The 25,221-nt window shown below is 64.6% G+C and carries 20 protein-coding genes; 11 read left to right on the top strand and 9 right to left on the bottom strand.

Annotated features, from left to right (window positions below; genetic code table 11):
- Nucleotides 1–212: 212 nt before the first annotated feature.
- Nucleotides 213–1,058 carry an enoyl-CoA hydratase/isomerase family protein gene (locus C5O79_RS13760; RefSeq protein WP_039346718.1) on the bottom strand — a complete coding sequence of 282 codons (846 nt, stop codon included), beginning with the start codon at nt 1,056–1,058 and terminating at the stop codon, nt 213–215.
- Nucleotides 1,059–1,070: 12 nt separating this feature from the next.
- Nucleotides 1,071–1,211 (bottom strand): SDR family oxidoreductase, encoded by a 141-nt coding sequence (locus C5O79_RS13755; protein WP_081421317.1) that lies wholly within the window; start codon nt 1,209–1,211, stop codon nt 1,071–1,073.
- Between the two features lie 316 nt (nt 1,212–1,527).
- Between C5O79_RS13755 and C5O79_RS13750 the strand changes: the two genes are divergently transcribed.
- Nucleotides 1,528–2,277 carry an electron transfer flavoprotein subunit beta/FixA family protein gene (locus C5O79_RS13750; RefSeq protein ID WP_131931404.1) on the top strand — a complete coding sequence of 250 codons (750 nt, stop codon included), beginning with the start codon at nt 1,528–1,530 and terminating at the stop codon, nt 2,275–2,277.
- A 16-nt stretch (nt 2,278–2,293) separates the two neighbouring features.
- Entirely contained in the window at nt 2,294–3,226 is a 933-nt protein-coding gene (locus C5O79_RS13745) for an electron transfer flavoprotein subunit alpha/FixB family protein (protein ID WP_039343248.1), read from the top strand.
- 54 nt (nt 3,227–3,280) lie between these two features.
- Here the strand turns inward: C5O79_RS13745 and C5O79_RS13740 are convergent, their stop codons facing one another.
- From C5O79_RS13740 to C5O79_RS13715, 7 genes are all read right to left on the bottom strand, one after another.
- Nucleotides 3,281–4,069 carry an IclR family transcriptional regulator gene (locus C5O79_RS13740; protein WP_131931402.1) on the bottom strand — a complete coding sequence of 263 codons (789 nt, stop codon included), beginning with the start codon at nt 4,067–4,069 and terminating at the stop codon, nt 3,281–3,283.
- 7 nt (nt 4,070–4,076) lie between these two features.
- Nucleotides 4,077–4,946, bottom strand: coding sequence for a helix-turn-helix domain-containing protein (locus tag C5O79_RS13735; RefSeq protein WP_052759265.1), 870 nt, complete (start codon nt 4,944–4,946; stop codon nt 4,077–4,079).
- Between the two features lie 299 nt (nt 4,947–5,245).
- Nucleotides 5,246–6,397: an NADH-dependent flavin oxidoreductase gene (locus C5O79_RS13730; protein WP_131931400.1), complete on the bottom strand. Its 1,152-nt coding sequence runs from the start codon at nt 6,395–6,397 to the stop codon at nt 5,246–5,248.
- Between the two features lie 193 nt (nt 6,398–6,590).
- The gene (locus C5O79_RS13725) at nt 6,591–7,523 is read right to left on the bottom strand and encodes a LysR family transcriptional regulator (protein WP_122478472.1); all 933 of its coding nucleotides are present in this window, start codon (nt 7,521–7,523) and stop codon (nt 6,591–6,593) included.
- 91 nt (nt 7,524–7,614) lie between these two features.
- The gene (locus C5O79_RS13720; RefSeq protein WP_122478470.1) at nt 7,615–11,133 is read right to left on the bottom strand and encodes a pyruvate carboxylase; all 3,519 of its coding nucleotides are present in this window, start codon (nt 11,131–11,133) and stop codon (nt 7,615–7,617) included.
- Nucleotides 11,134–11,362: 229 nt separating this feature from the next.
- Nucleotides 11,363–11,560, bottom strand: coding sequence for a hypothetical protein (locus C5O79_RS38105; RefSeq protein ID WP_165935641.1), 198 nt, complete (start codon nt 11,558–11,560; stop codon nt 11,363–11,365).
- The gene (locus C5O79_RS13715) at nt 11,557–12,708 is read right to left on the bottom strand and encodes an acyl-CoA dehydrogenase family protein (protein ID WP_131931428.1); all 1,152 of its coding nucleotides are present in this window, start codon (nt 12,706–12,708) and stop codon (nt 11,557–11,559) included. The genes C5O79_RS38105 and C5O79_RS13715 overlap by 4 nt, the downstream gene beginning before the upstream one ends.
- Before the next feature lie 242 nt (nt 12,709–12,950).
- Here C5O79_RS13715 and C5O79_RS13710 point away from each other — a divergent pair, with 242 nt between their 5' ends.
- The 9 genes from C5O79_RS13710 to C5O79_RS13670 all read left to right on the top strand — a co-directional run bounded on the left by C5O79_RS13710 (nt 12,951) and on the right by C5O79_RS13670 (nt 25,107).
- Complete coding sequence (locus C5O79_RS13710) at nt 12,951–13,826, top strand: MaoC/PaaZ C-terminal domain-containing protein (RefSeq protein WP_047853011.1); 876 nt, start codon at nt 12,951–12,953, stop codon at nt 13,824–13,826.
- Between the two features lie 24 nt (nt 13,827–13,850).
- On the top strand, nt 13,851–14,600 hold the full coding sequence (locus C5O79_RS13705) for an SDR family NAD(P)-dependent oxidoreductase (protein WP_043185634.1): 750 nt from the start codon (nt 13,851–13,853) through the stop codon (nt 14,598–14,600).
- Between the two features lie 92 nt (nt 14,601–14,692).
- Nucleotides 14,693–15,898, top strand: a complete 1,206-nt coding sequence (locus C5O79_RS13700) for an acetyl-CoA C-acetyltransferase (RefSeq protein ID WP_046547283.1) — start codon at nt 14,693–14,695, stop codon at nt 15,896–15,898.
- Between the two features lie 11 nt (nt 15,899–15,909).
- A complete protein-coding gene (locus C5O79_RS13695) occupies nt 15,910–17,865 on the top strand; it encodes an AMP-binding protein (protein WP_122479055.1) in 1,956 nt (651 codons plus the stop codon).
- Nucleotides 17,866–17,883: 18 nt separating this feature from the next.
- Nucleotides 17,884–19,065, top strand: coding sequence for a CoA transferase (locus tag C5O79_RS13690; protein WP_122478466.1), 1,182 nt, complete (start codon nt 17,884–17,886; stop codon nt 19,063–19,065).
- A 750-nt stretch (nt 19,066–19,815) separates the two neighbouring features.
- The gene (locus C5O79_RS13685) at nt 19,816–20,997 is read left to right on the top strand and encodes a porin (RefSeq protein ID WP_039343236.1); all 1,182 of its coding nucleotides are present in this window, start codon (nt 19,816–19,818) and stop codon (nt 20,995–20,997) included.
- A gap of 323 nt (nt 20,998–21,320) precedes the next feature.
- Complete coding sequence (locus tag C5O79_RS13680) at nt 21,321–22,487, top strand: alpha/beta fold hydrolase (protein ID WP_163009079.1); 1,167 nt, start codon at nt 21,321–21,323, stop codon at nt 22,485–22,487.
- 174 nt (nt 22,488–22,661) lie between these two features.
- Nucleotides 22,662–23,192 carry a peptide-methionine (R)-S-oxide reductase MsrB gene (gene msrB / locus C5O79_RS13675; RefSeq protein WP_039343235.1) on the top strand — a complete coding sequence of 177 codons (531 nt, stop codon included), beginning with the start codon at nt 22,662–22,664 and terminating at the stop codon, nt 23,190–23,192.
- A gap of 37 nt (nt 23,193–23,229) precedes the next feature.
- Nucleotides 23,230–25,107 carry a cytochrome c biogenesis protein DipZ gene (locus C5O79_RS13670; protein ID WP_122478462.1) on the top strand — a complete coding sequence of 626 codons (1,878 nt, stop codon included), beginning with the start codon at nt 23,230–23,232 and terminating at the stop codon, nt 25,105–25,107.
- The last annotated feature ends 114 nt before the right edge of the window (nt 25,108–25,221 follow it).

Genomic DNA, 25,221 nt, shown 5'->3' with positions numbered 1-25,221 from the left:
TATGCAGAAAACGCTTGTGCAATGGCTGGTTCGCGTCCGCGATCGGTACGATCCCGGTGATCGGTATCTCGTCGATCAGACTTCACCAAACCTCACACATGACACCAGCGCTGTTCTACCGAGTGATGCCGAACGGAACGAGCCGGCGCGCGGCATTCGCATGTGAGATACGGAGGTTTGCAAGGCCCGTGTCCATTCACCGATCTTCCGGCTTATACGCTCCGCGTCGGAGACACCGGCGTTTCGAGGGGGAATTCCGGCGCGCGCTTCTCGCGGAACGACTTCACGCCTTCGCGTACTTCGGCCCCGCCGAACCCGAGCATCTCCAGTGCCAGCGACGCGTCGAAAGTCGGCCCGGCCTGGCGCAGCCAGTTGTTGAGCGCATATTTGGTCCAGCGTGTCGCCGACGGCGCACCGTTCACGAGCCGCACTGCGATCGACAATGCCGTTTCCTGAACGTCGGCATCGTCTACCGCGACGGATACCAGCCCGATCTGCTCGGCCTTCTCGCCATTCACGGGTTCGCACAGCATCAGGTGATATTTGGCCTTGGCCATGCCGCAAAGCAGCGGCCAGATGATCGCTGCGTGATCGCCGGCTGCGACGCCGAGCCGCGTATGACCGTCGACCAGGCGTGCCGATCGGCCGGCCACCGAAATATCCGCGAGCAGCGCCGCCACGAGCCCCGCGCCTACCGCCGAGCCATGGATCGCGGAGACGATCGGCTTCGAACAGTTGATGATGTTGTAGACGAGATCCTTGGATTCGCGCCAAACGCGCACCCGCGCGTCGAACGAATCGATCATTTCCTCGACCATGTCGAAGTCGCCACCTGCCGAGAATGCCTTGCCTGCACCGCACAGAATCACGGCGGCGACACTCGGATCCTCGTCGACGTCTCTCCACACTCGCGCCAGTTCATCGTGACCGCGCGCGTCGAGCGCGTTGAGCCGCTCAGGACGGTTGAGCGTAATGCGTAAGACCCCCTTCGCGGGTCGATCGAACGCAAGACTCGAATACGACGCGTATACGGATGTCTCCTGATCGCTCTCTGACATGATTCTTCCTTTCTATGTTTGACTGACCGAGCCACGCGACGTGATCCCGCAGTCCACCGTGACAGTCGTTCCGGACGTATGGCCGGACTCGTCGGATGCAAGGAATACGAACAGCTCCGCGATCTCGTCGACAGTCCCAGCGCGACCACCCATCCGAACGAAGCCGACGCGGTTTCCGCATGCGCTGGGCTTTGATCCCAATCGTGTGCGCGGCGTCTGGAAGCGTCAACGCACGACCAGGTGTTGTTCCGTACGTCGGAATAACCACAATGCAGCTTTTCGTCTGTGCCGCGCCATCCGGCACGTATTGTCAATTCCACGCGCTCCTCGCGGTTTCCGAAGTACGGAATCATTGAACCGCCGGTGTTGACCTGACCATGGCAGAACCGACACTGTTGACGCTACGCCAGTGCGGCAGATTATTCCGTGCAGTGGGTGCAGGATTGTTGATTGGAAAAGGAGACGCAAAGTGAAGGTATTGGTCCCGGTCAAGCGCGTCGTCGACGCGAACGTGAAGGTCGGCGTGAAATCCGACCAATCGGGCGTCGACATTGGGAACGTGAAGATGTCGATGAACCCGTTCGACGAAATCGCGGTGGAAGAAGCCGTGCGCCTGAAGGAAGCGGGCGTCGCGACCGAAGTGATCGCGGTGTCGGTCGGCGTCGCGCAAGCGCAGGAAACGCTGCGTACGGCGCTGGCGATCGGTGCGGATCGCGCGATCCTCGTCGAGTCGAACGATGGTGTCGAGCCGCTGGGCGTCGCGAAGATCCTGAAGGCGCTGGTCGACAAGGAGCAGCCGCAACTGGTGATCCTCGGCAAGCAGGCGATCGACGACGATTCGAACCAGACGGGCCAGATGCTGGCGGCGCTGGCAGGCCTGCCGCAAGCGACGTTCGCATCGAAGGTGACGGTGGCCGACGGCCGTGCAACCGTCGCACGCGAAGTCGACGGCGGCGCGGAAACGCTGTCGCTTCAACTGCCCGCCGTCATCACCACGGATCTGCGCCTGAACGAGCCGCGCTACGTGACGCTGCCGAACATCATGAAGGCGAAGAAGAAGCCGCTGGACACGGTGAAGCCGGAAGATCTCGGTGTCGATGTGAAGCCACGCCTGAAAGTACTCAAGGTGGTCGAGCCGCCGAAGCGCGCAGCCGGCGTGAAGGTGCCGGATGTGAAGACGCTGGTCGAGAAGCTGAAGACCGAAGCCAAGGTGCTGTAAGAGGGAGCGGAAAGAAATGACGATTCTGGTGATTGCAGAACACGACAACGCGTCGATCAAGGCCGCGACGTTGAATACGGTGGCGGCGGCAGCGAAGATCGGCGGCGACATTCACGTGCTGGTCGCGGGCCACAATGCGCAAGCGGCTGCGGACGCAGCAGCGAAGATCGCAGGTGTGTCGAAGGTCCTCCTGGCCGACGCGCCGCAACTCGAAGCGGGTCTGGCGGAAAACGTCGAAGCGACCGCGCTGAACATCGCGAAGGACTACTCGCACATCCTCGCGCCGGCGACGGCCTACGGCAAGAACATCGCGCCGCGTATCGCCGCGAAGCTGGACGTCGCGCAGATCTCGGACATCACGGCGGTCGATTCGGCCGACACGTTCGAGCGCCCGATCTACGCGGGCAACGCGATCGCGACGGTGCAGTCGAGCGATCCGATCAAGGTCATCACGGTGCGTGCAACGGGTTTCGATCCGGTGGCCTCGGAAGGCGGCAGCGGGTCGGTCGAGAAGATCGACGCGGCGGCCGATGCCGGCAAGTCGCAGTTCGTGAGCCGTGAAGTGACTAAGCTGGACCGTCCGGAACTGACGAGCGCAAGCATCATCGTGTCGGGCGGCCGTGGTCTGGGCAGCGGCGAGAACTACACGAAGGTGCTGGAGCCGCTGGCGGACAAGTTGTCGGCAGCACTGGGCGCCTCGCGCGCGGCAGTCGACGCAGGCTACGTGCCGAACGACTACCAGGTCGGCCAGACCGGCAAGATCGTCGCACCGCAGTTGTACATCGCGGTCGGCATCTCGGGTGCGATCCAGCACCTGGCCGGCATGAAGGATTCGAAGGTGATCGTCGCGATCAACAAGGATCCGGAAGCGCCGATCTTCAGCGTGGCCGACTATGGCCTCGTCGGCGATCTGTTCTCGCTCGTGCCGGAGCTCGTGAGCGAACTGTAAAACCATCGCCCCTGCGATGCCCTGACGTCCATCGGATCATGGAACCGCCGGACGTCAGGGCTCGCAGTCGACATCACTCAAAATAAGCGACAGCGTTTCCGCAGCCGCCTTCAATTCGGGCACTACGCGCCGACGGATTGCAGTCATATCCGGCTCCAGCTCGACCGCCCCGCAGTTCAGCGTCATCAGCGTGTGGGTACGACCGACCACAATAGGCACTGCTATGCCGTATGCATTCCGCTGATATTCGCCAACCGACATGCACACGCCCGACTGCTCCAGGTCGGCAAACGCCGCATCAAGGTTCTTTTGGACGACATCCGCGTCGTCTCCTGCCGCTTCGAGCAACTCCGCGATCAATGCATCGCGCGCATCCTCAGGTAGTCCGTAGAGGTAAGCACGGCCGACAGCAGTCGACTCCATCGGCAGCAAGGAGCCGACGCCAAGCCGCAAGGTCGCGATCTTCGGGCTCGCTCGCCACGCGATATACACCATGTCGAGCCGATGCGGGACCGCAAGCGCTACCGACAGATCCAGCTTGTCGGCAAGTTTCTGCATCACGGGCGTAACCAGACGCGTGACCGGATTTGCCTCCAGGTACGCGTGGCCGATGCTCAATGCGCCGGCACTGAGTTCGAACTGCCGGCCGCCGCCCACGCGGCGCAGATAACCCGTCGAAATCAGCGTCGACGTCAGGCGGGACACCGTCGCCTTCGGGAGACCGGTACGCCGTACCAGCTCCGCATTCGACAAGGGCGCACGTACCGCCCGAAACGCATGCAGCACCTCGAGCCCGCGCTCGACGGTCAACGTCACACCTGTTTGGCTGTCGGTCTTTTCCATATTCGTATCAGCCGGCGACGATCGCCTGCTCCTGCAAATGCCGGGCTGCTGCAACGAGACGCGGCCCGAGTTCACGCTCGACCCGGGCACGTCCCAGCCGAGCGCTGCGGCCAATGCAGGCGAGCACGAGCGGGGTATGGTCCTGGACCACCAGTGGCACCGCGAGAATCGTGAGATCCGGCTCCCACTCGCCCAGCGACACGCAATAGCCGACGTTGTGCACCTGTGAAATGCCCTCGCTGATACGGCGACGCAGGTTGGGCCAATCACGCCCTGTCTTGCGTTCGATGTTGCCCAGCAAGTAAAAGCGTTCGAGTTCCGGGAGTGCCGCGAGCATGGCCCAGCCCATCGGCGATGATGCGATACGCAAGCGAGTGCCCGCATAGAGCTTCAGATCGACCGACGCCGGCTTGCTCGCGCACGTTTCCAGCACGATCACGTCGAGACGATCCCGTGTGCCGAGTACCACATAGGTTTCGCTCGCATTCGCGAATGCCTGCATTTCAAGTCGCGCGAGCAGTTGAACGTTGGAATGAGCGATTGCCGCATAGCCGAGCGACAACACCGGCGCGGCAAGCCGGTATTTTCGACGCTGCGGCGAATAGTGAAGGTAACCGAGCGCGACCAGAGAACGCGCCATCCGCGAAACCGTCGGTGCAGGAATACCCGTCTCGGCCACGAGTTCCTGGTTGCCGAGCCACGGCTCGTGCGGGGAAAACGCAGCCAGTATCGCGAGACTCCGTGCCAATGGAACGACCATCGCCTGGGATGCGGATCCGCTGTCCAGATTCCGGCCGTCGTCGAGCGACGTATCGCCCCAGGTTGCCTTCTCCTGTCCGGACGCGGGTGTCTCTGCCTGGCGTGCGTGAGGCGACATCGATTGCTCCGTTTGTCTCTATCTGGCTCTGAAAACGGCCATGAACTATCTGTTCTGCAACCACGGACCGCGCGCGGCATCAACGGCGCGCGGTCCGTGGTTGCATCCGATGGCATTCATTACAGGACCCGGGAAGCATCAAGTCAATTGGATCGCCGACTCATTCCGTACTTTGAAAGACGGAACAGAACGCACACTGCACACGGATACGGTGAATCGGCGGTTTTCCGTAGCTGACGCGTCGGAACGCCTGTCATGCGACCAATCATAGTACGGAACAAATCCGCAATCGCCCCGGATCAGTCGACAACCGCCTCTGGCCGATGCACGGGAATCCAGCCAGGCGCCATTTCAATCGCCGCCCACAAGCCCTCCGGAATCGACAATTGCGACTGCTCGCCCATATCGATTGCGTGGCGAATTTGTGCGTCGCAACCTGTTTCGGCGATCGCCACCCAATCCGGATTCATCACGAGCCCTTTTCCAACCGCAACCAGCGACAGCCCGAGATCGAGGGCGTCCGCGGCTTCGCGCGGGGTGCGAAGCATCCCGGCAGACATCACCGGCACGCGGCCGCCGACATGGTCGACGATCGCTTTCACCGTGAGGCCGGTATCCGCGCCCAACGGCCGTGCACCGTGCACGTCATTGAGCGACGCGTGCACGTAGTCGACCCCGCCCTCGATGAGCTTGTCTACCAGTGCGCAAACATCCGGCACACGATATCCGCCCTCCTCGCGCTCCTCCGGAGATATCCGATATCCCAACAGGAACGGGCGCTTCGCGTACGCGGCAATCACACGTCGCGCCTCGCTGACGACCGCCAGCGGAAAGCGCATGCGGTTCTCCAGCGACCCACCCCATTCGTCACAGCGCCGGTTGTAGCGCGGAGAAAAGAAATTTTGCAGCAGGAAGCCATGCGCGCCGTGCAGTTCCACGCCATCGAATCCCGCTTCGATCGCCCGACGAACGGTGTCGCCAAAAGCCCGCACCATGTCTTCGATCTCGTTGGACGCCAGCGGTCGCGGCGTGACGTCACCGCGGTTGAACGGCCCCGCCAGCGCGGCGACGTCGGATGCGCTCACGAGTTCGCCATTGGGGACGGCCTCGACAACGGCTTTGTTGCCAGCATGGAATATTTGCAGGACGGCAAGCGCGCCACCGCTCTTGGCCGCTTCGGCCAGTCTTCTCAGGCTGGGAATGAAACGGTCGTCGTAAGCGGCGAACTCGTCGGTAAAGCCGATGCCGTTCTCCGTCACATGCGTACAACCGGTCACGACCATGCCAACGCCCTGAACACGGCGCCGGTAGTAGTCGAGTTCGGCATCTGAAATCGCGCCATCTGGGGCGGCAGACCAGGTGGTCATCGGCGCCATCACCACGCGATTGCGCAATGTCAGGCCGTTACGAAAAACAAGAGGTCGGAAAAGGGAAGCATGCTCATTCGTCATTTGAATGCGAGGCCATCGCTCGTCGCGCGGTCCGTGAATACAGGAGCAACGATGATGCGGGCGGGATGCATTGCCATCAAGACACACGAGACGACAACAGTGTTAATTCGAGATTGACAACGAGGGCCGCCGAGACCGAGTCTTTTCGACGAATTGCCGGCGATCGAGCGATTTCCTGAGCGAGCTCGAAATGTCAGGTCACGTTGAGCGCGACCATATCCGCCTCGAGGGCCGTCGGAATCGATGCTTGCAGCGACTCGACGAAGGTCCGGATCTTCGCATCGAGATACTGGCGTGATGGATAGAGTGCGTAAGCCGTCAGCGACTGCAGCGTGTAATCGGGCAGCACCCGTACCAGTCCGCCACCTCGCAGGGTCGGCACTGCCGTCGACATGGGCAATGCGCCGATTCCGGCGCCAGCGCGCAAGGCCACGGCCAGCGCCTCCGCCGTATTGACCCGGAGCTGGGCCGGCGGCAGTTCGAACCGCTCGGCACCATGCGGCCCGGTCAACTGCCAGTGGTTGTTCGGGAACACGGACGAGACGATTTGCAGGCAAGCGTGTTCGGCAAGCATTTGTGTATCGAGCGGTACGCCATGCGTGTCGAGATACGCCTGTGATGCGCACAGCACACTGCTGAGCCTACCGAGACGCTTCGACACGAGCCCCGAATCCGGCAGGTCAGCCGCACTCAGCTGCAACGAGACGTCATAGCCGTCATCGATCAAGTCCGGCACATGTTGAGACAGCGTCAGCTCGACCAACACGTTCGGATAGGATTGCCGATATGCCAACACGGCCGGCAATACATAGCTCTGGCCGAAGCCCGGTGTCGCGTGTACGCGCAAACGCCCTGCCGGCCTCGCATGCGCGTCGGCCGCCTCCGCCTCGGCCAGGTCGATGCCGGCGAGAATCTGCTCGCACCGACCGAGATAGCGCTCACCCGCTTCCGTCAGTGCGATCCGCCGCGTCGTTCGGTTGATCAACCGCGTCCTCAGATGCGTCTCGAGCGCACCAACCGCACGCGACACGAGCGCGGTCGTGACGCCCATACGCGCTGCCGCGCCGGTAAAGCTGCCCTCTTCGGCAACACGCACGAAGAATTTCATTGCTTGAAGCTTGTCCAAGCGATCACTTCCTAATCAAATCGATCCGATCAAAGGGACGAGACAGACGGCAACGCGCATCTGGAATCGTGGTCCGACAAACGAGCCGGCATTACACGGCCCCCTTCAACTCGATCAGCAGATCCTTCGCCGCCACCCGTTCGCCCGGCTTCACGTGCACGGCCGCGATCTCGCAGTCGCGCTCCGCCGCGATGTGTGTTTCCATCTTCATCGCCTCGAGCGCGATCAGCGTCGTACCGGCCGTCACGCGCTGCCCCTGCTGCACGGCGACCGTCACCACCGAGCCCGGCATCGGCGCGGCGATGTGCAGCGGATTGCCCGGATCGGCGCGCTGCAACCCATGGCGCTCCTTGCCCGCGTGCACGACCGTCTTCTGCTCGACCAGCGCGGAGCGCGACTGGCCGTTCAGCTCGAACAGCACCTTCACGATGCCGTCCTCCGCATCGGCGTGCTGGCCCTGCAGCGACACGAGCAGCGTCTTGCCCGGCTCGATGTCGATCGCCACCTCCTCCTGCGGCTGCAGGCCGTACAGGAACGCCGACGTCGGCACGACCGACGTGTCGCTATAGGCGCGAACGTGCGAGTAGTAGTCGGCCGTCTGCTTCGGATACATCAGGTAGGACGCCAGTTGCCGATCGTCGAGCGGCTGCTCGCACGCGGCCTCGGCCTGCTTGCGTGCCTCGTCGAGATCGACCGGCGGAATCTGGTCGCCCGGGCGATACGGCGCCGGCGGCTCGCTCTTCAGCACCTTGCGCGACAGCTCCGCCGGGAAGCCGTCGGGCGGGAAACCCAGCTCGCCCTTGAACAGCGATACGACCGATTCCGGAAACGCGATGTCCTTGTCCGGGCTGCGCACGTCGTCCACGCTCAGGTCGTTCGCGACCATCATCAGCGCCATGTCGCCGACCACCTTCGACGTCGGCGTGACCTTCACGATGTCGCCGAACAGCCGGTTCACGTCCGCATACGCACGCGACACCTCGGTCCAGCGATGATCGATGCCGAGCGAGCGCGCCTGCTCGCGCAGGTTCGTGTACTGGCCGCCGGGCATCTCGTGGCGATAGACGTCGGCCGTGCCGGCACGGATCTCCGATTCGAACGGTGCGTAGTAGCGGCGCACGCCTTCCCAGTACATCGACGCTTCGTGCAGACGATCCTGGTCAAGCCCCGGATCGCGCTCGCTGCCGGCCAGCGCGGCCGCGATACTCGAAAGGTTCGGCTGCGATGTGAGCCCGCTCATCGCATCGAGCGCACCGTCCACCGCGTCGCAGCCCGCATCCACTGCCGCAAGCACCGACGCCGCAGCGATGCCGCTCGTGTCGTGCGTGTGGAAATGCACGGGCAGCCCGGTTTCCTCCTTGAGCGCCTTCACGAGCGTCGCGACCGCTTGCGGACGGCAGATGCCGGCCATGTCCTTGATGCCGAGCACGTGCACGCCGGCCTGCTGGAGCTCGCGCGCGATGCCGACGTAATACTTGAGGTCGTACTTCGAGCGCGACGTGTCGAACAGGTCACCGGTGTAGCAGATCGCGCCTTCGCAGAGCATCCCGCTCTCGCCCACCGCGTCGATCGCCACGCGCATGTTGCGCACCCAGTTCAGCGAGTCGAACACGCGGAACACGTCGACGCCCGCGCTCGCGGCCTGTTGCACGAAGAAGCGCACGACGTTGTCCGCGTAGTTCGTATAGCCAACCGCGTTCGAGCCGCGCAGCAGCATCTGGAACAGGATGTTCGGCACGCGTTCGCGCAGCAGCGCGAGCCGCTCCCACGGGTCTTCCTTCAGGAAGCGCAGCGCGACGTCGAAAGTCGCGCCGCCCCAGCATTCGAGCGAGAACAGCTGCGACAGCTCGCGCGCGTAGAACGGCGCAATCGGCAGCATGTCGGCCGTGCGCATGCGCGTCGCGAACAGCGACTGGTGGGCGTCGCGCATCGTCGTGTCGGTCAGCAGCACCTGTTTCTGGTCGAGCATCCAGCGCGCGAACTTCTCGGGGCCAAGCTCGCGCAAGCGATCGCGCGTGCCGGCCGGGATCGCCACGGCCGTATCGATCTTCGGCAGCACCGGTTTCTGCAGCGGCAGCGCCGGCAGCGTGCGGCCGTTCATTTCGGCGTTGCCGTTGACGTTCAGCTCGCCTAGATAGCGCAGCAGCTTCGTCGCGCGGTCGCCGCGTTTCGCGAATTCGAGCAGTTCCGGCGTCTTGTCGATGAAGCGCGTCGTCACGTCACCCGCGATGAAGGCCGGATGGTTGATCACGTTCTCGAGGAACTGCAGGTTCGACGTGACGCCACGAATCCGGAACTCGCGCAGCGCGCGATCCATCCGGTGAATCGATTCGGCCGCCGTCGGCGCCCACGTCGTCACCTTCACGAGCAGCGAGTCGTAGTACGGCGTGATCACCGCGCCGCCATAGGCGGTGCCGGCATCGAGCCGCACGCCGAAGCCCGCCGCGCTGCGATAGGCCGTGAGCCGCCCGTAGTCGGGCAGGAAGTCGTTCTCCGGATCCTCGGTCGTGATCCGGCATTGCAGCGCGTTGCCGTTCAGCGGGATCGCGTGCTGCTCCGGCACGCCGGCTGCGCGCGCGATGAGCGAGCCGTCGCCGTCCGTCGCATCCTCCGTCAGCCCGATCTGCCCACCTTCCGTGATGCGGATCTGTGCCTTCACGATGTCGATCCCGGTGATCATCTCGGTCACCGTGTGCTCGACCTGGATGCGCGGGTTCACCTCGATGAAGTAGAACTGGCCGGTGTCGGCGTCCATCAGGAATTCGACGGTGCCCGCGTGCGTGTAGCCCACGGCACGCATCAGGCGCAGCGCCGATTCGCACAGTGCTTGCCGGCCGTCGTGATCGAGATACGGCGCCGGCGCGCGTTCGACGACCTTCTGGTTGCGTCGCTGCACCGTGCAGTCGCGCTCGTACAGATGCACGACCGTGCCGTGCAGGTCGCCGAGCACCTGCACCTCGACGTGCCGCGCATTGCGCACGAGTTTCTCGACGTACACCTCGTCGTTGCCGAACGCGGCCAGCGCCTCGCGGCGCGCGACGGGCAGCAGCGTCTCGAGGTCGCGTTCGTTCTCGAGCACGCGCATCCCGCGCCCGCCGCCGCCCCAGCTCGCCTTCAGCATCAGCGGATAGCCAACTTCCGCGGCCAGTGCCTTGCACGCATCGAGATCGTCCGGCAACGGCGCGGTCGCGGGCATCACCGGCACGCCTGCGGCGATCGCCGCGTTGCGCGCGGCCACCTTGTTGCCGAGCGTGCGCATCACGTCCGGCGACGGGCCGACCCAGCGGATGCCGGCATCGATCACGGCCTGTGCGAAATCCGGGTTCTCGGACAGGAAGCCGTAGCCGGGATGGATCGCGTCGACCTTCGCCAGCCGCGCGACGCGCAGGATATCGTCGATGTCCAGATACGCGGCGAGCGGCTTCTTGCCTTCGCCGATCAAGTAGCTCTCGTCCGCCTTGAAGCGATGCAGCGCGAGCCGGTCTTCCTTCGAATAGACCGCCACCGTGCGAATGTTCAGCTCAGCGGCGGCACGCATCACACGGATCGAGATTTCAGAGCGATTCGCGATCAGGATGGACTGGATGGGGGTAGAAGTCACAGCAGCCATGAATCGTTAAGGGTTAAAGAGATCCTGTCGACGCGATCCATCCGCCGGCGGACCGATTTCCCGGCGATGCGCGGGATCCGCGGCGTCGTTCGCGATGCATCGGACTGCTTCCGGGCATCTGCATTCTCACGAGTTCTGCCGGGAGTCGCTATCGGCATCGCGACGACGAACAGCACTCAGCCGACCTGCTGGCGGCATCGGGGCGGCATGCAGAAGCCCGCAACCCGCGTTAGTCGTGGTGCATGAACAACGATGTGTGGTCCATCCAGTCAGCGCTGCCGCCCACCCACGCCCAGTTCGCGGCATCGCGCCGCGCCCCGTCCGGGCTCGGGCGTGCGAACGATCGTTCGGCCTCCGTCGCCCTGTCGCGCCGTGCTTCGGCATGCTCGTCGACAGCCGTCATTGCACCCTTCGCGTCGCGCTTCATTGAGCGTCACGGACCATGTTGCGGGCGATCACCACCTGCTGGATCTGGGTCGTGCCCTCATAGATGCGGAACAGGCGCACATCGCGATAGAAGCGCTCGATCGCGTATTCGGCCATGTAGCCGGCGCCGCCGAAAATCTGCACGGCGCGATCGGCCACGCGGCCGCACATCTCGGAGGCGAACAGCTTCGCGCACGAGGCCTCGGTGCTGACCGGCAGCTTGTCGTCGCGCCGGCGCGCGGCGTCGACCACCATGCTGCGAGCCGCATAGATCTCGGCCTTGCTGTCAGCCAGCATCGCTTGCACGAGCTGGAAATCGGCGATCGGCTTGCCGAACTGCTTGCGCTCCATCGCATAGGACAACGCCATCGACAGCATTCGCTCGGCCACAGCCACGCATACCGCGGCGATATGGATGCGGCCCTTGTCCAGCACCTTCATCGCCGTCTTGAAACCTTGCCCTTCCTTCCCGCCGATCAGGTTCGCTGCCGGCACGCACACGCTATCGAAGATCACGTCGCACGTATGGGCACCTTTCTGCCCCATTTTCTTGTCGCGCTTGCCGAAGCTGATGCCAGGCGCTTTCGCATCGACGATGAACGCCGAAATGCCGCCCGAGCCTTTGTCGTCCGGATTGGTGCGGGCCATCAGCGTGAAGATGCCCGCGTGAGGCGCGTTCGTGATGAAGCGCTTGGTACCGTTGACCACGTAGTCATCGCCATCCCGGATCGCCGTGGTGCGAAGTGACGCCGCGTCGGAGCCCGCTTCCGGTTCGGTCAGTGCGAACGACGCGATCAGCTCGCCAGTCGCGAGGCGCGGCAGATACTTCTCCTGCTGCTCGGGCGTGCCGTCGAACAGGATGCCCTGCGAACCGATGCCCACGGTGGTGCCCAGCAGCGACCGGAATACCGGCGACGCGCGGCACAGTTCGAACACCGCCAGCACCTCCTCTTCCATGGTCAGCTCCAGGCCGCCGAAGCGTTCCGGGATGGTGAGGCCGAACAGGCCCATCGCCTTCATGTCGGCGACGATGTCGTCGGGAATTTCGTCGGTTTCCGCAACGAGTTCTTCATTGGGCATGAGCCGCTCGCGTACGAAGCGGGCGATGGACTCGAGCAGGCCGTTGAGCGTTTCTTGATCGCGAATCATGTCGGTACGCCAGATGAAGGGATGAACATGCTCCGATGCTGCGCCGGCCGACAACGCGATACAACCGATCCGCCGAAAACGTTCCGCAGAATGAAAGTGCCACGACAAGGCTGGCATTGGCGATCGGCCACGACAGGTATGGCAGCTCCTGCCAAGGTACGGAACAACGTCCGGCGATCCGTTGACCGCCGTTCGAGCCGGTTCCATCGTAAGAGCTCGAATCAACTGCCGTTACGTCCACCATGCCGCTCCAGCCGAATCACTTGCTGTCCCGCCCGTTCCCGCCCATCGAGCATGCGTACTCGCTGCGCGACACCCAGCTCTATGCGCTCGGCGTGGGCCTCGGCGCCGACCCGCTCGACGCCGGGCAATTGCGTTACGTCTACGAAGGCAAGGACGGCGCGTCGCTCCGTGCGCTGCCGACCATGGCGAACGTGCTCGCGTACCCGGGCTTCTGGGCACGCGAACCGGACACGGGCATCACCTGGCAAAAGATCCTGCACGCGGAGCAGGAAATCAGGATTCACGCGCCCCTGCCGGCCAGCGGCCGCGTCACGGGCACGACGCGCATCACCGGCCTGTGGGACAAAGGGGAAAACAAAGGCGCATTTCTCCAGCAGACGCGCGACATCGCGGATGCCGAGACGGGAAACCTGCTTGCCACCGTCGTCCAGCTGAGCCTGTTGCGCGGCGATGGCGGGTTCGGCGAAGGCGGTAGCACCGACGCCCTGCCGACACCGCACGCAATGCCTGACGGAGCGCCGGACTGTGTATGCGAGTTCACCACCCCGACGCAACTGGCACTGATCTATCGATTGAGCGGCGACCTGAATCCGTTGCACGCCGATCCGGCCGTGGCCTCTGCGGCAGGGTTTCCCCGCCCCATTTTGCACGGCATGGCCTTGATGGGCGTCGCGGCGCATGCGGTGCTGCGTACGGTGCTGGCCTACGACGACACACGCTTTGCAGGCATGCGCGTGCGCTTCACCGCGCCGGCCTGGCCCGGCGATACGCTGCGCACCGAGATGTGGATACGCGGCAACACGGTTTCACTGCGCGTCACGGCCGTGGAGCGCAACGTGGTGGTTTTGACCAACGCGCGGGTCGATCTGCGCTGAAACACAATTCTTCAGGAGACACAAATGGATCTGGGTTTGACCGGCAAAGTTGCCATCGTCACGGGCTCGGCTCGCGGCCTGGGCGCCGCCACCGCGCGCCGGCTCGCACAGGAAGGGGCGAGCGTCGTCATCACCGACATCAACGCCGAACTGGCGCAAGCCACGGCCAAGGCGCTGCAGGACGACGGTCTGGCCGCACACTGCATCGTAGGTGACATCACGCGGGAAGCAGACGTCCAGCGCCTCGTCGACCAAACGATCGAGCACTTCGGTGGCGTGCATATCCTGGTGAACAACGCCGGTGCACCGCGTGACAAGTACCTGGTCAAGATGAGCGAAGACGACTGGGATTTCGTCATGAATGTCATGCTCAAGGGCGCCTTCCTGGCCGCACGGGCCGTCATGCCGCATTTCATCGAGCAGGGCTGGGGCCGGCTGATCAACATCAGCTCGCGCGCTTATCTGGGCAATCCCACGCAGGCCAACTACTCGGCTGCGAAGGCGGGTCTGATCGGCATGGCCAAGGCGCTGTCGATGGAAGAAGGCCGCTACGGGATCACGGCAAACTGCGTGGCGCCGGGCTTCATGGAAACGGAAATGGTGCAAGCGCTGCCGACCTACGAAACGATCAAGGAACGCGCCGTGGCCGCGCAGCCGATCAAGCGCGTCGGGCGTCCGGACGACATCGCCGACGCGGTGGCTTTCCTCGCCAGTGAGCGCGCCGGCTTCATCAGCGGCGAAGTGCTGCACGTCACGGGCGGACGCTACGGCTGATCCGGTAACGGCATTGCAACGAACATGGCTGCCGGCGCGTGACACGCGAACCTGGGTGGCTGAATATTGATGACAATCAAGAGGCATTCGAAATGAAACGAGCAGCCATCGTCTCCCCGCTGCGCACCCCCGTGGGCGCGTTTGGCGGAGCGTTGAAGGGCGTTCCCGTGGAGGAACTGGGCGCGACCGTCGCGCGCGCCGTCGTTGAGCGTACCGGGCTCGATCCCGCACGCATCGACGACGTCGTGTTCGCGCAAAGCTATGCGAGCGGCGAAACGCCGTGCACCGGGCGTTGGGTCGCACTGCAGGCAGGTTTTCCGATCGAAGTGGCCGGCATGCAGCTGGACCGGCGCTGTGGCGGCGGCGTCCAGGCGCTCGCCACGGCAGCCATGATGGTGCAGACCGGCGCGGCCGACGTGGTGATGGCAGGCGGTGTCGAAAGCATGAGCAACGTCGAGTTCTATACCACCGACATGCGCTGGGGCAAGCGGGCAGGTTCGGTCACGATGCACGACCGGCTCGACCGTGGACGTGAACGCTCGCAACCGGAAAGCCGCTTCGGCCGTATCAGCGGCATGATCGAAACCGCCGAGACGCTGGCGCGCGAATACGACATCACGCGCGACGCGTCCGACCGCTTCGCCGCACGCAGCCATCAGCGCGCCGCCGCCGCGCAGCAGGCCGGATATTTCAATACCGAGATCGTTCCTGTATCGGTGCCTCAGCGCAAGGGCGACGCGTTGATCGTCTCTCAGGACGAGGGTGTACGCGGCGAAACGTCTATCGAAAGCCTCGCGAAGCTGCGTACGATCATGAAGGACGGCGTCGTCACGGCCGGCAATGCGTGCCAGCAGAACGACGCGGCCGCCGCCTGCCTGATCGTGGCCGAGGACAAGCTCGACGAACTCGGCCTGACGCCGATCGGCTGGCTGGTCGGCTGGGCCGCCGCCGGCTGCGACCCGGCCCGCATGGGCATCGGCCCGGTGCCTGCCGTGCAGAAGGTGCTGGCACGCACCGGCCTCACGTTCGACCAGATGGACCTGATCGAGCTGAACGAAGCGTTCGCGTGCCAGGCGCTGGCCTGCGTGAAGGGCTGGGGCAGCTCGATGGCGACGCTGGAAGACAAGCTCAACGTGAACGGCTCCGGCATCTCGCTGGGCCACCCCGTGGGCGCGACGGGTGTCCGCATCATGAGCACGCTGCTGCACGAAATGCAGCGCCGCAAGGTCCGCTACGGCCTTGAAACGATGTGCATCGGCGGCGGCCAGGGCATCGCGATGATTGTCGAGCGCGCATAAGGCAGGAGACGATCATGAGCAACCGTGAATCCGGCCAGGTGTGGCAACCCGGCCAGCGCGAGATGCAGCACGCCGGCATCGTGAAACTGATGCACGCATTGGGCGTGCCGTCGTACGAAGAACTGATGCGTGTGTCGATCGCGGAGCCGGAGCGCTACTGGACGACGGTGATGGATGAATGCGCAATCGCATGGGACGCACTGCCGACAGGCTACGCCGACCTGTCGCGCGGCCCGCAGTTTCCGAGCTGGTTCCCCGGCGGCAAACTCAACTGGGTCAACACCATCTATGGCTGGGCGCGCAACCCCGCCACTGCGCAACAAAAGGCCGTTGTCGCCGAGCGGGAAGACGGCAGCGTCCGCGAGCTGACCTACGCGGAGCTGGAGCAGCGCGTCAGCGATTTCGCCGCGGGACTCGTACGGCACGGTGTCAGACAGGGCGACCGCGTCGGCCTGCTGATGGAAAACGGCGTCGAGGCGACCGTCTCGCTGCTGGCCATCGTGCATCTCGGCGCGCTGGCCGTGCCGTTGTTCAGCGGCTTCGGGGTCGATGCGATCGTGGCTCGCCTGTCGGCTGCCGAGGCGCGCATCGTGATCGCATCCACCGGCTTCTCACGCCGGACCAAGCGAGTGGATGTACAGGGCGCGCTGCGCGACGCATGGCGCCAGCTGCCGTTGCTCGAACACGTGATCTGGAAGCGTGGCGAAGGCGACACCGCTCAGGATACACGCGACCTCGACTGGCAGGAAACGGCAAGCGCCGGACAGGGCCAGGGCGTCCCGCCGGTGTCCGTCACGCCCGATACGCCGTTCATGGTGATCTATACGTCGGGCACCACGGGCAAGCCGAAAGGCGTGGTGCATACGCACGGGAGCTTCCCGATCAAGATCGCGCACGATTCGCTGGTTCACTTCGACGTGCATCCCGGCGACGTCTACTGCTGGCCCGCCGACATGGGCTGGATCGCGGGTACGCTGGTGCTCGGCTGCGCGCTGCTGCGGGGCGCGACGCTGGTGTGCTACGACGGCGCGCCGGACTACCCCGACTGGTCGCGCATGTCGCGCGTGGTGGAACGTCACCGCGTCACGCACTTCGGATCGGCGCCCACGCTGATCCGCGGGATGGCCAGCCACGAGGCGCTCGCGCTCGCGGGCGATCGCTCCACCGTTCGATTACTGATCACGGCGGGCGAAGGCATCGCGCCCGAGCATTTCAACTGGTTCCTGCAGCGCTTCGGCGACGGCACGGCGCCCGTCATCAACTACACGGGCGGCACCGAGGCATCGGGCGCCCTGCTCGCGAGCGTTCCGATCCGGCCGATTCCGCCGAGCGGCTTCAATACCGTCTCGCCCGGCGTGGCCGCAGACGTGGTGAATGCCGACGGTCAGAGCGTGACCGGCGAAATCGGCGAGCTCGCGATTCGCGCTCCGTTCGTCGGCATGACGCAGTCGTTCTGGCACGACGACGAACGCTACCTGGAAACCTACTGGCAGACCATTCCGGGCATCTGGGTCCACGGCGACCTGGCGCTGCGCACGTCCACAGGCAACTACTTCATGATGGGCCGCTCCGACGACACGCTCAAAGTCGCGGGCAAGCGCCTGGGGCCGGCCGAGGTCGAGGAAGTCGTGCTGGAACTGCCGGACGTGGCCGAGGCGGCCGCGATCGGTGTCGCCGATGCGGACAAGGGGCAGAAACTCGTCGTGTTCGTCGTGCCCAAGCCCGGCGCCGGTGGCACGGGTGCGGATCTGGAGGCCATCGTGTCCGGCCACGTCGACAAGCGTCTCGGTCGCCCGTTCCGGCCGGGCCGTGTACATGTGGTCGCGCAACTGCCGAAGACGCGCAGCTCCAAGATCATGCGGCGCGTGATCCGTAGCGTGTACTGCGGGCAGCCCCCGGGCGACCTGTCGTCACTCGACAACCCCGGCGCGCTCGACGAAGTGCGCGCTGCCGCGACCTCCGCCTGACTCAACCGCACACGAAACATGAAAGTACTCGAAGGCATCAAGGTCCTCGATTTCGGACGCTTCATCGCCGGGCCGTTCTGCTCGGCGCTGCTGGCCGACTACGGTGCGGACGTCATTCGCATCGATCGCGTTGGCGGCGGCGAGGATCGATATATCGTACCCGTGACCGAACACGGTGAAGGCGCGCTGTTCTTGCAGGTCAACCGCAACAAGCGCTCGATGACGCTTGATCTCGACAGCCCCGAGGGGCGCGATATCGTGCGCAAGCTGGTTGTCGATGCCGACGTGGTGATCGCGAACATGCCGCCCCGCACGCTCAAGAGCCTCGGGCTCGACTACGACAGCCTGTGCGCAATCAAGCCCGACATCATCCTCGTTGCGTCCAATGCATTCGGCAACAGCGAGGCCGTGCGCGACCGCGTGGGCTTCGATGGTGTCGGCCAGGCACTGAGCGGCGCGGTGTACATCGCCGGTACGCCCGATCGGCCGCAAAAGGCCATGGTTCCGGTGGTGGACTTCGCCACGGCGTTCTCGTGTGCGCTCGGCGTCATGCTGGCGCTCTACGAACGCCAGCGCAGCGGCATGGGACAGGAAGTCAGCGCGTCGCTGCTGTGCACCGGCCTGAACATGGCCAGCGGCGCGCTGATCGAGGAAGCGTTGCTCGGGCTGGATCGCCAGGCCACGCTGAACCGCGCGTCCGGCTATGCGCCGTCCGACATCTTCAAGGCGACGGACGGCTGGTTCATCACCCAGGTCATCGGCCGTCCGATGTTCAAACGATGGACGCAACTCATGGGCCGGCCGGAACTCCTCGACGATCCGCGCTTCGCCGATGACAGGCTGCGCGGCGAGAACGGTGCGTTCCTGAGCGAACTCATGAGCGCATGGTGCGCAGACAAGACGCTCGCCGATGCGCTGGCCGAACTGGAGCAGGCGCGCATCCCGGCCAGCCCTGTCAATTCGCCACGCCAGGCACTGGAAGACGAAACCATCAAGGCGGCCGACGTGATCCGCTGGATGGACTATCCCGGTGCGCCGAAAAAGGTGCCCATCTTCGCCACGCCGGTGTCGTTGTCGCGCACGCCGCCGGAGATCCATACGCGACCACCGCTGACCGGCGAGCATACCGATGAAATTCTCGCCGGCATCGGACTGGATGCACGCGAGGTTGCCGATTTGCGATCACGCAAGATCGTCTGATCTGCCCTGCCACATCTTCGCACGCACCGGCCATCGATTCGACGGCTGGTGCACAACCGTTCCAAATCAAACAACGTACGACAAGGAACGTGCCGAGACATATGCCGCACTGGAATTCAATCACATCGGCCGAATGTCGGCGCGCTCGGATAACACGTCGTGCCGGCACTTAACCGGGCCGCGCGTGATCTCGAGTTAGTGCTTCGCGATGCTCGCGACGAACCGCGATCACCTGCCTGAACGCTCCCGCGCTTCCTCCTCATCCATGGGTCACAGAACCCGGCCTCTCATTCACAAGCCCCCCTGCTCTGCGACGAAAACCTGTTTCGGACTGTGCGGACAGAACAACGAGGCAATCAACCCGAAAGGATCTCCGTCACTCGTGACGATCTGAGCACGCTTCACATTGTCTCTGCCAGGACGAATCAACACGGGACTCTTGCCTCGCTTCGTTCTTTCCAACTTGACGCGGTTTACCCGTAAGGGTCTCTACCCCATCCGCACGGCCTCGGATCATGCGCATTCCAATGCACGGAATCAGACGGGCCAACCGATTGACGATGGTGGTGGTGGCGAATCTAATCATCGAACGTAGCGATATCTGGACCAGGTAGATTCTGTTGTACCGATCTGAAGTCTCTTCCCAAGGAAACTCATCGGTTCAATTTATTAAGGCTTCCGAATCAACTTTTGATCCATGAATCACCACGTCACGGCGAATAAATTCAGAAGAGACTTTGGAGACGTTCAATGAGAAAGGCAATTGCGCTTTGCGCAGCGGCAGGCTTCGTCAGCGGTACGGCAAGTGCGCAAAGCACCGTACTGCTCTACGGGATTCTGGATGAAGGTGCCAACTACGTCAGCAATGCGGCTGGCCATCACCTTTACAATCTCTCGAGCGGCGTGCTGAATGGCAGCCGCTGGGGGCTGCGTGTACGGGAGGATCTCGGCAGTGGCTATGGTGTGATCGCCGTGATGGAGAACGGGTTTGACGTCAATACCGGCAAGCTCGGCCAAGGCGGCCTCGGATTCGGTCGGCAGGCGTACGTTGGCCTGTCCAGCCCGTATGGCACGGTAACGCTCGGGCGACAATACGATTCCGTCGTCGATACGCTCGGCCTATTCGAGGTGGGTGATCAATGGGGCGGCTCCATGGCCGCTCACCCGTCCGACAATGACAACTTCAACAATACGAACCGCGTCAACAACGCGATCAAGTACACCAGCCCGGTCTTTCATGGCGTGACGGCAACCGCGCTCTACTCGCTCGGCGGTGTCGCGGGACATACGGGCCGCAATCAGATCTGGTCGGCCGGTGTCAGTTACGCGAATGGTCCCCTTTCTTTGGGCGCCGGCTATCTCAACGTCCGAAACCCGAACACGTCGTTCTACGGCTCCGGCGGAACCGTCGCCGCCACGGTCAATGAAGTGCCGGGCTCGAACTTCGGCGCATCACCGGTGATCTCGGGCTATGCGTCAGCGCATTCGCTGCAAGTTATCGGCGCCGGTGCCGCGTATACGATCGGCGCGCTGACGTTGGGAACGACCTACTCCAATACGCAGTTCCGTCACCTTGGCGACACATCGAGCGGGCCGGTGCCCGCTGGCGGCATCGCAGGAACCGCAAAGTTCGACAACGTCGAAGCGAGCGTGAAATACCAGTTCACGCCGTCATTCCTCATCGGTGCCGCGTATGTCTACACGCGGAATAGTGGCGCCGATTCCAAAGGTGGAGCTCATTACAATCAGGCTTCCGTCGGAGCCGATTACTTCCTCTCGAAGCGCACCGACGTCTACCTCGTCGGCACCTATCAGCGTGCCAGCGGGACCGACTCGACCGGTCGAGTCGCCGTCGCGTCCATCAATCAGTTGACGCCGTCGACCTCCAATCACCAAACCGCGATTCGCGTCGCCATTCGACATCGGTTCTGATCCGCGGCGATCCCGTCGACTCATGTGTCGACGCGCCGCGCTGAAGCGATCTCGTTGGAGTATCGGGTTCGCGGGGGGCGCGCGGCGCAAATGGTTTTCGGCATGCTTCCACCGGGATCGCCATCCTTCCCTTCAACGGTTGACCGGCCACGCTCATCATGAATGAACACAAAGAAACCTGTCGGACCTCGTCGACGGAGGTAAAGCGAGCAAGTTCATCTCGCTCGATCAACGTTCGTGGAAAGCATCCCAAGACAGCATCCGTTGCGCGACGTTCATGCGAATCACGAGGGCGGAGAGCGCTTACTGCATGGATGATGGCGATGACATTGACGCTCGGAGCCTGCGGCGGGGGCGACGACGTCAACTCCGGGTATGCCAGACTGATGTCTGCAGTACCTCAGGCCGTCACGTCGGTACCGGACGCGCACGCAACGCTTCTCACCTATACGATGCCGGCAACGGCGGGCGGCACTACGCCCGCGACTTCGCTGTTGTTTGTTCCGAAGGGCAATGCACCTGCGGGCGGATGGCCGATCGTCGCGTGGGCGCACGGTACCACGACCGCGGGGCAAGCCACATGCGCACCGAGCCTGACGCTGGACACGCTCGACGGCGGACTGACCGCGCAAGGTTTCCCGAGCCATTACAGCGACTTCATCGAATCGCTGGTCCATGCAGGTTATGCGGTGGTCGCTCCCGATTTCGAAGGCCTGGGGCCGGCCGAGAACACTCCGTACCGATACTACAGCTCAGCAAGCGAGGCGCGATCGATCATTGCGGCGGTAGTCGCGGCGCGTGAGAGCGACACGCCGCTTTCCACCCGTTGGGCGGCCATCGGACATTCGGAAGGTGGGCGGGGTGTCCTCGAACTCCAGCGTTTTGTCGGTGAAGCCTCCAGCCTCGATTTTCGCGGCACGGTCGCGATCGCGCCCTTCACGTCTGTCGCTGCGTCAATCAACGGGCTCAGCGACATGGCCGCTGGCGATCCCGCGAATGCCGCTCTCTATACCGCAATCCAGAATTTGTTCGTCGGCATGCTGACTGTCGCAGTGCAAGTCGGCTCGCCCAATGTGGACGTTTCGAAGCTGATGGGCGCCGATCTGGCGTCCCAGTTGACGGACCTGAAGACAAAATGCGTGTTCGCGGCCTTCGGTCAGATCGGTCAGTTGATCGCGACCAAGACAACTGCCGGATACGCCGGCTTCAATCCTCAGTGGAGTAGCGTGCCGGAAGTGCAAGCCTATCTTGCCGCAAATGATCCGGCGGTTGAGCCCAACTTCCGATTGACGGCGCCCACGCTGATCCTTCAGGGGACGGCAGACGTGTTCGTACAACCGACGCTTACTAACGAACTTGTCTCACGTCTGCAAGCAACGACACCTCCTCCGTCGCTGGCGTACAAGACCTACCCGGGCATGGATCACGGAACGGTCATGACCGTTGCTGCACCCGAAGTTATCGCGTTTCTGTCCAGTCGATTCCAGTAATTGACGCATGCATGCGTCACCGCGTCGATGATTTACGTTCAGATATTCGAGTCACCGAAAAGCCGCATGCATCGCCCGGATATCACAATTCATTTAACTTTCCGTGAGGACTTCGACACCGGCCGCTGACTACGATGGGCGCATATTTTCAGGACCTGCCGCCAGGAGCCCATCATGCCCACCCGCAGACATCTGCTGTTCGCCGGCGCCACCGGCCTCGCCGTGCTCGCGACCCTGTCGTCCGTCGGCCGCCGCGCGCTGGTCGGCCGTGCGTTCGCCGCATCGCCGGCCACCCCGCAGACGGCCGCCCCCTTTGAAGTCACCCTCAGCGACGCCGAATGGCATCGCCGGCTCACGCCCGCGCAGTACTCGGTCCTGCGCGAGGCCGGCACCGAGCGGCCGTACACCAGCCCGCTGAACGACGAGCACCGGCAAGGCACGTTCGCGTGCGCCGGCTGCAACCTGGCGCTGTTCTCGTCGGCCGCCAAGTTCGACAGCCATACGGGCTGGCCGAGCTTCTGGAAGCCGCTCGACCACGCGGTCGCGACGAACACCGACGCGTCGTTCGGGATGATCCGCACCGAAGTGCACTGCCGCCGCTGCGGCGGCCATCTCGGCCACGTGTTCGACGACGGCCCGCAACCGACCGGCCTGCGCTATTGCATGAACGGCCTCGCGCTCACCTTCCACCCCGCCGCCGCCTGATCCGGCCCCGAACCTCCGACCGACTGGAGAACGCACCATGCTGCTCATCGTCCTTGCCTACCTCGGCGGCGTGCTCACGATCCTGAGCCCGTGCATCCTGCCCGTGCTGCCGTTCGTGTTCGCGCGCGCCGACCAGCCGTTCGTACGCAGCGGCCTGCCGCTGCTCGTCGGCATGGCGCTCACGTTCGCTGTCGTCGCGACGCTCGCGGCCGTCGGCGGCGGCTGGGTCGCGCAGGCCAACCAGGCCGGCCGCTGGGTCGCCATCGTGCTGCTCGCGGTATTCGGCCTGACGCTGCTGATGCCGCGCCTCGCGGAGCACCTGACGCGCCCGCTCGTCGCCGCCGGCAACCGGCTCACCGGCTTCGCACAGCGCGACGGCCGCCCGGCCGGCCCTGCGTCGTCGCTGCTGCTCGGCGTCGCGACCGGCCTGCTGTGGGCGCCGTGCGCAGGCCCGATCCTCGGGCTCGTGCTGACCGGCGCCGCCCTGCGTGGCGCCAGCGTCGGCACGACGCTGCTGCTGGTCGCGTATGCGGCCGGCGCGGCGACGTCGCTCGGCGTCGCGCTCGTGATCGGCGGCAAGGTGTTCGCCGCGATGAAGCGCTCGCTCGGCGCCGGCGAATGGATCAAGCGTGGGATCGGCGTGGCGCTGCTGGCCGGCGTCGGCGCGATCGCGCTCGGCCTCGATACGGGTGCGCTCGCTCAACTGTCGACCGTCACGACGGGCGGGCTCGAGACGAAGCTCGTCGATCGGCTCGGCGGGCGCTCGAGCGGCGCACCGGGCACACCGGCGGCGATGGCCGCCACCGGCAACACCGCCGACGACACGAACGGCGGCGCGATGATGGCCGCGGCTGCCGATGGCACGCAGGCCAACGGCGGGCCGATCGCCGGCGGCGCAATGATGCGCGCGGTGGAGACGACGCATGCGCCGGCCGCGCTGCCCGTCGAAGGCACGCTGCCGTCGCTCGACGGCGCGGTGCAGTGGCTGAACTCGCCGCCGCTGACGGCGGCCGGCCTGCGCGGCAAGGTCGTGCTGGTCGATTTCTGGACGTACTCGTGCATCAACTGCCTGCGCACGCTGCCGTACACGACCGCCTGGGCACGCAAGTACGCGCCCTACGGGCTCGTCGTGATCGGTGTGCACGCACCCGAGTTCGCGTTCGAGCGCGACATCGGCAACGTGAAGAAGGCCGTGCACGACCTCGGCATCGACTTCCCGGTCGCGATCGACAACCGCTTCACGATCTGGCGCGCGTTCAGCAACGAATACTGGCCCGCACACTACTTCGTCGACGCGCAGGGCCGCGTGCGCCGCCACCACTTCGGCGAAGGCGAATACGCGGAATCGGAGCGCGCGATCCAGTCGCTGCTCGCCGAGGCCGGCCATCCGGAAGCGCTGAACGTGCCGATCGGGCTCGCCGGTGCGCCCGCGAAGGGTGCGCTCGCGGCGGCCGACAATGCGGACGTCCGCTCGCCCGAGACCTACGTCGGCTACGCACGCGCCGAGGACTTCATGTCGCCGGGCGGTGTGGTGCGCGACGCGGCGTACCACTACGCCGAGCCGGCCCGTCCCGATCTCAACGACTGGGGCCTCGCCGGCACGTGGCAGGTCGGCGCCGAACGCGCGACGCTCGCGGCGCCGGCCGGCCGCATCGTCTACCGCTTCCACGCACGCGACCTGCACCTGGTGCTCGGCCCCGGCGAGGACGGCAAGCCGGTGCGCTTTCGCGTGACGCTCGACGGCGCGGCGCCCGGTGCCGCGCACGGCAGCGACGTCGATGCGCAAGGCTACGGCACCGTGACCGGGCAGCGCCTGTACCAGCTGGTCCGGCAGCCCGGCGCGATCGCCGACCGCACGTTCTCGATCGAGTTTCTCGATCCCGGCGTGAATGCGTATGCGTTCACGTTCGGCTGATCCCGGCAGGACGCGGCGCATGGGCGCCGCATCCGGCCCCCCCCCCGCTTCCCATACCGCCTTTCGAAGGAGCACACCGTGAACACCACCTCCCCCCGCGGTCCCGCGCCGCAA

The sequence above is a fragment of the Burkholderia sp. SRS-25 genome (assembly GCF_004343765.1).
Lineage (GTDB): Bacteria > Pseudomonadota > Gammaproteobacteria > Burkholderiales > Burkholderiaceae > Burkholderia > Burkholderia contaminans.
This window is presented reverse-complemented; position numbering and strand designations above follow the sequence as displayed.

Coding starts and splice junctions, on each gene's coding strand:
- C5O79_RS13740 (WP_131931402.1), bottom strand. CDS start 4,069: ATGGAAAAGACCGACAGCCAAACAGGTGTGACGTTGACCGTCGAGCGC.
- C5O79_RS13710 (WP_047853011.1), top strand. CDS start 12,951: ATGCCGCTCCAGCCGAATCACTTGCTGTCCCGCCCGTTCCCGCCCATC.
- C5O79_RS38105 (WP_165935641.1), bottom strand. CDS start 11,560: ATGAAGCGCGACGCGAAGGGTGCAATGACGGCTGTCGACGAGCATGCC.
- C5O79_RS13760 (WP_039346718.1), bottom strand. CDS start 1,058: ATGTCAGAGAGCGATCAGGAGACATCCGTATACGCGTCGTATTCGAGT.
- C5O79_RS13685 (WP_039343236.1), top strand. CDS start 19,816: ATGAGAAAGGCAATTGCGCTTTGCGCAGCGGCAGGCTTCGTCAGCGGT.
- C5O79_RS13720 (WP_122478470.1), bottom strand. CDS start 11,133: ATGGCTGCTGTGACTTCTACCCCCATCCAGTCCATCCTGATCGCGAAT.
- C5O79_RS13730 (WP_131931400.1), bottom strand. CDS start 6,397: ATGACGAATGAGCATGCTTCCCTTTTCCGACCTCTTGTTTTTCGTAAC.
- C5O79_RS13715 (WP_131931428.1), bottom strand. CDS start 12,708: ATGATTCGCGATCAAGAAACGCTCAACGGCCTGCTCGAGTCCATCGCC.
- C5O79_RS13705 (WP_043185634.1), top strand. CDS start 13,851: ATGGATCTGGGTTTGACCGGCAAAGTTGCCATCGTCACGGGCTCGGCT.
- C5O79_RS13680 (WP_163009079.1), top strand. CDS start 21,321: ATGACATTGACGCTCGGAGCCTGCGGCGGGGGCGACGACGTCAACTCC.
- C5O79_RS13745 (WP_039343248.1), top strand. CDS start 2,294: ATGACGATTCTGGTGATTGCAGAACACGACAACGCGTCGATCAAGGCC.
- C5O79_RS13735 (WP_052759265.1), bottom strand. CDS start 4,946: ATGTCGCCTCACGCACGCCAGGCAGAGACACCCGCGTCCGGACAGGAG.
- C5O79_RS13670 (WP_122478462.1), top strand. CDS start 23,230: ATGCTGCTCATCGTCCTTGCCTACCTCGGCGGCGTGCTCACGATCCTG.
- C5O79_RS13755 (WP_081421317.1), bottom strand. CDS start 1,211: ATGGGTGGTCGCGCTGGGACTGTCGACGAGATCGCGGAGCTGTTCGTA.
- msrB (WP_039343235.1), top strand. CDS start 22,662: ATGCCCACCCGCAGACATCTGCTGTTCGCCGGCGCCACCGGCCTCGCC.
- C5O79_RS13700 (WP_046547283.1), top strand. CDS start 14,693: ATGAAACGAGCAGCCATCGTCTCCCCGCTGCGCACCCCCGTGGGCGCG.
- C5O79_RS13690 (WP_122478466.1), top strand. CDS start 17,884: ATGAAAGTACTCGAAGGCATCAAGGTCCTCGATTTCGGACGCTTCATC.